The following is a 6,388-nucleotide window of genomic DNA, read 5'->3' on the forward strand; positions in this document are numbered from 1 at the left end:
GCGTGCCCGAATTGATCAAACCGACAACGAGCCTGCACGCCGCCTGGCTCGCCGCCCGCGACGACTGGGGTCGCGGCGTCTACCAGGACGGAGCCGGACTGCGCCCCGGAGACGAGGTCGACGACCCGGCCGGGTTCGCCACCTGGGTGCAAGGGCTGCTCCGGCAGGAGGACCCGGCGGTACCGCCCGCGGCGGGCTGGGTGCACTGCAGCTACCGGTGGATCGCCGAGGGCGGCGACGTGCTCGGTTCGATCGCGCTGCGCCACGAGCTGAACGACAACCTGTTGGAGGCCGGCGGCCACATCGGCTACGGCGTACGTCCGGCGGCCCGGCGGCGCGGGCTCGCCTCCTGGGCGCTCGGCGAGATGCTGGGCGAGGCTCACCGGCTCGGTCTCGAGCGGGTCCTCGTCGTCTGCCGCGAGGCGAACACCGCCTCGGCGCGGACGATCGAGCGCCACGGCGGGCAGCTCGAGGACGTCCGCGACACCGAGGCCGGCCGGATGAAGCGTTACTGGATCGCGTTGCCCCGATAGCCGGCGGCCGTGGCGCGCAGGCGGTCGTGGATGCCGTCGTAGGCCGTCGCCGGTCCGAGGAAGCGCTTGGCGACCTTCGCGAGCATCGTGTAGTTGGGGTCGCAGACGTTGCCGACGGGGGCCTGGCCGGCCTGGCTGATCAGCTGATACGCGTCGAGCACGTCCAGCCCGGTCAGCCCGGCGGCCCAGGTGACGAGGTCGTGCTGGCTCATCCGGTACGCGTCCTCGAGCGGCCGGGCCGACCCGGCGGACATGAGCTCCGCGTCGGACTCGAAGCGGGGCGTAGGGGTCGGCTCGCCCTTGATCAGGTCGAGGACGACGACCGTGTTCATGGCCGACTCGACCCCGGTGCCGCAGACCTCGCCGTCGCCCTGGCGGCAGTGGCCGTCGCCGAGGGCGAAGAGCGCGCCGGGCACGTTGACCCCGAAGTACGCGGTGACCCCGGCGCGCAGCTCCGGCGTGTCCAGGTTGCCGCCGTGCGCGTCGGGGACGATCGTCATGCGGCTCTCGGACGCGGCGGGGGCGACTCCGGCCGTACCGTGCATGGGGTCGAGGGGCAGCTCGACATGGAAGTCGCCGCGCCGGGCGTGATAGCGCACGACGCCCGCGGCGAGGTCGACGTCGTAGCGCCAGACGAGCTCGTCGAGCGGCGGGTGCAGCGTCGCCGTGGCGTGCGTGCCGGTCAGCGCGCCGAAATGCGGAAACGTCGCCGAGACGGCCCAGTCGCGGGCCGGCGTGATGGACACGAAATGCACCGCGAGGGTGTCCCCGGGCTCGGCGCCGGTCACCGCGATCGGGCCGGAGACCGGATTGAGGTACGGGAACTCGCACACCTGGGACGGCAGATCGTCCACGGTCCGCACCCGCCCGCCGAAGCAGTCCTCGGTGAACACCTCGACGACGGTTCCCGGGGCGACTTCGAGCACCGGGTCCCGGCCGCCGAAGGTGTACGACAATTCGTCCGGTGCGGGGCGGTAATTGACGACTGTCACGCGTCGGTCCCTTCGTTCATCCCGGCGAGCACGGGGCGGCGGCCGGTGGCGTAGAGGCTGATCAACACGATGATGCCCACGCCGAGCCACGCGAATCCGAGCACCTGGGCGGCGATGTCGGCGTTGATGACCACGTACAGGAGAATGGCGAAGCCGAGGACGGGCACGACGAGGTGCCGCCACCAGTCGCGGCTGCCGTTCCGGACGACATAGTGCACGACCACGGCCACGTGCAGGGCGAGAAACGCGGTCATGGCGCCGAAATTGACGAGCGTGGAGAGCAGGGAGATGCCGTCGTCGCGGGACGCCATGTAAAGGCCGAGCGCGAGTGACAATGCGGCGACCACGAGCGTGGCATTGGCGGGTACGCGATGACGGTCGTTGATGCGGCTCAGAAAGCGCGGCATCTGCCGGTCGCGGGCCATCGCGTAGAGCAGCCGGCTGGTGGCCGCCTGCGCCACGAGCGAATTGGCGAACCCCCAGGCGATCGCCGTCGCGAGGGCCGTCAATGTCGCGAGCCACCCGCCGCCGGCCACGCGCGCGGCATCGTAGAAAGCGGTGCCTTCGGCATCGCCGTTCGCGATCAACCCCGCCGCATCCGGTACGAGCAGAGCGGCCACCCACGTCTGCACGATGAACAGGGTCCCGGCCAGCAGCAGCGCCGCCACCATCGCCCGGCCGATGGTCCGCGCCTCCTCACGGCTCTCCTCGGCGAGCATGGAGATGCCGTCGAAGCCCAGGAAGGACAACACCGCGATCGACACCGCCCCGAACACCACGGACCATTCGAACCGATGCGCGTCGTAGAGCGGCGCGAACGACCAGTCGTCCACGGCGGCGATCGCGACGACGAGAAAGACGACGAGCACGATCAGCTCGGCGATCAGCATGACCTTGGTGACCCGGGCGGTCATTTTGATACCGAAATAGTTGACGACCGTGTTGAGCGCCACGAAGGCCACGAGCCACAGCCACACCGGAATGCCCGGGACGAGCGAGTGCATGGCCACGCCCGCCACGAGATAGAGGAGACCGGGGACGAGGACGTAGTCGAGCAGGATCACCCAGCCCGCGAGAAAACCGACCGGCGGGGCGATCCCGCGGCCGGCGTAGCTGTAGACCGAGCCGGCCATCGGGAAGGCCTTGACCATCTGGGCGTACGAGAGGGCGGTGAACATCATCGCCACCATGCCCACCGCGTAGGCGAGCGCCACCATCCCGCCCGAGCCGCTGAATACGCTGCCGAAGATGCCGAACGGCGCGATCGGCACCATGAAGATGAGCCCGTAGGTGAGCAGGTCCCCGAAGCTCAGCGACCGGCTCAGCTCCTGCCGGTACCCGAAACGCTCCACGTCGCCCATGCCGGTCCGCCCTCCGCCAGAGATCGACAATCATCACTGGTGCGAGTATGGCCGGTCCCGATCTTCGGCGGAAGGCTCGCCGACCGGACCGTGGGCCACGCCCCGCAACCCGTCCGCTGGCCCCCACCCGCGGCGGCCCGGCTGCGCGAAACAGTCAGGGCCGCCCCGGGCCATCCGGCATCGGACTGCTCATCACAGGTCGGACTCGACGGCATAGAGAGCGCCGAGCACGAAGCCGGCGACCAGCATCGCCAGGTTGAAGCCCGCCGTCGGGGCCAGGTCGAACAAGGCGAAGAGGGAGGCTCCCGCGTAGGCCGCCAGGGTGAGGACGAGGTACACCGCCGGCCAGCCCAGAAACATCCGGACACCCAGCGGGAAACCTTGCGAACGACGCGGGTTCCTGGGCCACAGGATGTGTTTCGCCGCTTGTCGATCGTATTCCCGGGAGGACCGTTCCGTGTAGGCGGCAGTCTGCAGCGCTGCCGCGAGGGCAACCACAATGCCGAGCGTCAGCGGCGCGTACTGCACGGCGGGCAGGTCCCCCACGAAGTCGAGCACGAGCCGGGCCACAATGAGACCCGCGGCCGCGGCCAAGGCGCCGGCGAACCAAACCAACACCTTCGTGGCCGGGCGAGGATCGAAATACTGAGCCCTGAAGAAGCGCTCGAGCGCAAACGCCTCATAGGAGTTCCGCTGGGCGGCTCCCCGGACGTCGCGGTCCGGATGAGCCAGCATCACCCTCGTCAGCACCGCCTGGTGCCGGATCAGGAGATCCTGCGTCTCCTCGTCCGGCGGCCGGCCGCTCGCCGCGATGATGGCTGACGCACTCCGTGTGAGGATCCGTGCCGCGTTGACGTCGTTCGCCGAGACCGCGGAGTCGCCGGTGCCGTCCAGCAGGGCGATGGAATGTCGCAGATTCTTGCGAGCCACCGGGATCGCCGCGTGGCCGGAACCGAAGGCGCTGCGGCCCCGCTCCCCGATGACCTCGTCCCTCATCCGTGCCATCGCCGCGTCCCGGGCCAGGACGTGCTGTCGTTGCCAATCGAGCAGAATCGGACCCAGGAGGTCATGGACCAGCTCGTATTCCGTTCGCTCGCCGCGGACGGCGCGGCGGAACAGCGGTGACTCCGTACGCTTGAGATAGTCCAGCATCGATTTCAGGTGGGGTCGCACGGCGGCCCTGTCCACTACCATCCCGTCGACGGTGTAATCGTCACGGCCATAGACGCGGAAGACCCCCGCGGCCCAGGGCGCGAAGTCCACGACCCGGAGCTGGCCCAGGATGTCGTCCACCGTCAGGGGGACCTTCGCCCCGGTCGGCAGAATCATGTACCGCAGCGTCGCCCACAATATCTCCGCCTCGAGCGGCAGCAGCTCGGAGAGGATCGAGCTGACGAACGACTCCAGAATTCCGGCCGCCTTGTTCTCGGCCGCATAGGTGGCCCGGGTCATCTGCCGGCCGCCGTCGCCGATGCCCCTTTCCCAGAGCCTCGACCACACCACTTGGAAATAGCCCGCCTCGATGCGCCCGGATCGCGCGATCCCGTCCGACCTCGTCTCCCGCTCCAGGTCGTCGAGCACCTCGTCGACGAGACCGTCCTCGATGCCGGCGCTCTCGCCCACGGCGGCGAGGGGCCCGGTCACGGCCTCGGCGAGATCGTCCCTCGACAGGTCCGACACCCGGTAACTGGCGTCCAGCAGGCCACTCACCCGGTCCATCAGGCCCGCGAGGCCCGCGAGGTAGTCCTCGCGCAGGCTCAGCACCACGGTCGCCGCACTGCTCCGGGTGTTGCCCAGACGGGCCAGCTGCGCGTACAGCGCGTCCAGATCCGGCTCGTTGTTGAAGCGCTCCTCGAACTGATCCAGAACCAGGAGTGCCCGTCGCCCGGTCCCCTCGTGGTGACGCTCGAGCAGGGCGGCAAGGCCTTCCCTGGAGGCGTGAGCGCCGCCCGTCCAGCCCGAGGCGGACAACTTCCGTGCCGCGAGGCGCGTCACATCCTGCTCCGGGCCGTTGATGACGATCGGCACGTACTGCGGATCCTTCTTCACCACCGGCAGGAGACCGGCATTGAGCAGGGAGGACTTGCCGGTGCCGCTCGGCGCGTACACCACCAGGATGGGCACCGCCAGGATGAGGTTCTGCAGAATCGCCACGTCCTGGTCCCGGCCGAAGAAGACGTCCTCGTCCTGCGTCTCGAAGGGTCGCAGGCCCACGAAGGGATTCTTCATGACGTCTCCTCCGGCGCCCAGGCCTTGGCGAGGCGATCGCAGAAGCTCACCAGGTCGCCGTCGTAGACCTTGACGTTGCGCTTCTGCCAGAGCTTGGCCTCGAGCGCGTCGGGTCGCAGCTGGATGGAGAGGTGGCGGAGTTGATCCGTTCGCGAGATCGCGTTCTGCAGGACCAGGAGCCGGAGAAAGGCGCGGAAGTTCCAGTCCGCCAGCGAGTAGCCCAGGAAGAGGAAGCGCGAACTGCGGAAACGCGCCAGGAAGGCGGCGGGCGGGAACAACGGCGAGACCGGGCCACCGGTGTTGATGAGGAAATCGACGTAGTCGTTCTCGGTGATGATGACGTCGTCGCGGTCGCTGCCGGGTGCCTGGTGGGCCGAGCCGTGCATCTTGAACAGGAACGTCGTGCCGGCGGGGAGCTTCGGATGCTGCAGACGGAAGGTCTTGGCCTGGGCGAAACCCTTGGTGCCGTCCGGGTAGACGAGCTTGAGCCGAGCGGGCCCGTGCTCGGGATCCCGCATGTTCTGGATCACGACGCAGAGCGGCCGCCGAGCCAGGGCGAAGGCGTCCTCGACGTGGTTGTCGTAGTTGGTGGTCACGATGAAGCGGGGCGTGGTGACCGCGGGTATGGAGGCGAGCATCCGGGCCACCCGGGCCGGCGCGGCATTGACCTGCCCCTTGTGGAATCGCTCGTGCAGGAACTCGTACAGCGCCGGGCGGTCCCAGGCCCACTCCTCGTAGTACTGCGCCACTTTCGCCAGGTCGTCCGCCTTGTCGCCGGGATACGGCGCCATGCGTTCCCGCAGCTCGGAGGCGAGGCCGTGCCCGTCAGGCAAGGGGTCCGAGTCGACTCCGACCCGGGAGGCACCGGCGCCGAGGAACGGGATGACCTGGCCGTCGGCCAGCCACCGGGCAACCTGCTCAAAGCCGAAGGAATCGATGGTGTCCACCTCGCACCCTCCCCACCAGGACGGCTCAACGGCGCGACGGCGGATCCTTCCCGGGGCGGGAAGTCGACAATCCGGCGGAGCACCGCCTTGTCCCGGCGGACGTTACTAGCGACCCCTCGTGCGCAGAACCGATGTGGCGGTTAGTTGACGCCCGGCGCTACGCCGGTGGACGTCGCGGCCGACGACCTCGGCGGGCGGGGAGTTGTTCGGGGCGCGACGCCGGGAACTGCGCGGAAGGCGCCATTGTGATCGAGGGAATGCGGGCGCCATAATGGCGCGTCAGCCCCGTGGAATGCGATTTTCCGAAGCATTCTCACCAACGGCGA

At 69.1% G+C, this 6,388-nt stretch carries 5 protein-coding genes; 1 reads left to right on the top strand and 4 read right to left on the bottom strand.

Annotated elements, in window-relative coordinates; all coding sequences use genetic code 11:
• Window positions 1-2 precede the first annotated feature (2 nt).
• Entirely contained in the window at window positions 3-533 is a 531-nt protein-coding gene (locus RAN62_RS17620; RefSeq protein ID WP_305785749.1) for a GNAT family N-acetyltransferase, read from the top strand.
• Here RAN62_RS17620 and RAN62_RS17625 read toward each other — a convergent pair.
• The 4 genes from RAN62_RS17625 to RAN62_RS17640 form a co-directional block, all read right to left on the bottom strand.
• A complete protein-coding gene (locus tag RAN62_RS17625; protein WP_305785750.1) occupies window positions 509-1,525 on the bottom strand; it encodes an acetamidase/formamidase family protein in 1,017 nt (338 codons plus the stop codon). The two genes, RAN62_RS17620 and RAN62_RS17625, sit on opposite strands and share 25 nt — an antisense overlap.
• The gene (locus RAN62_RS17630; protein ID WP_305785751.1) at window positions 1,522-2,886 is read right to left on the bottom strand and encodes an APC family permease; all 1,365 of its coding nucleotides are present in this window, start codon (window positions 2,884-2,886) and stop codon (window positions 1,522-1,524) included. Before RAN62_RS17630 ends, RAN62_RS17625 begins: the two co-directional genes overlap by 4 nt.
• Before the next feature lie 192 nt (window positions 2,887-3,078).
• The gene (locus RAN62_RS17635) at window positions 3,079-5,115 is read right to left on the bottom strand and encodes an nSTAND1 domain-containing NTPase (protein ID WP_369077172.1); all 2,037 of its coding nucleotides are present in this window, start codon (window positions 5,113-5,115) and stop codon (window positions 3,079-3,081) included.
• On the bottom strand, window positions 5,112-6,062 hold the full coding sequence (locus RAN62_RS17640; RefSeq protein ID WP_305785753.1) for an SIR2 family NAD-dependent protein deacylase: 951 nt from the start codon (window positions 6,060-6,062) through the stop codon (window positions 5,112-5,114). The genes RAN62_RS17635 and RAN62_RS17640 overlap by 4 nt, the downstream gene beginning before the upstream one ends.
• Window positions 6,063-6,388 lie beyond the last annotated feature (326 nt).

It is taken from the genome of Symbioplanes lichenis (genome assembly GCF_030709675.1).
GTDB lineage: Bacteria > Actinomycetota > Actinomycetes > Mycobacteriales > Micromonosporaceae > Actinoplanes > Actinoplanes lichenis.

Bases quoted from the DNA above. Each gene is read 5' to 3' on its own strand.
- RAN62_RS17635 (WP_369077172.1), bottom strand. From the start codon at position 5,115: ATGAAGAATCCCTTCGTGGGCCTGCGACCCTTCGAGACGCAGGACGAG.
- RAN62_RS17630 (WP_305785751.1), bottom strand. From the start codon at position 2,886: ATGGGCGACGTGGAGCGTTTCGGGTACCGGCAGGAGCTGAGCCGGTCG.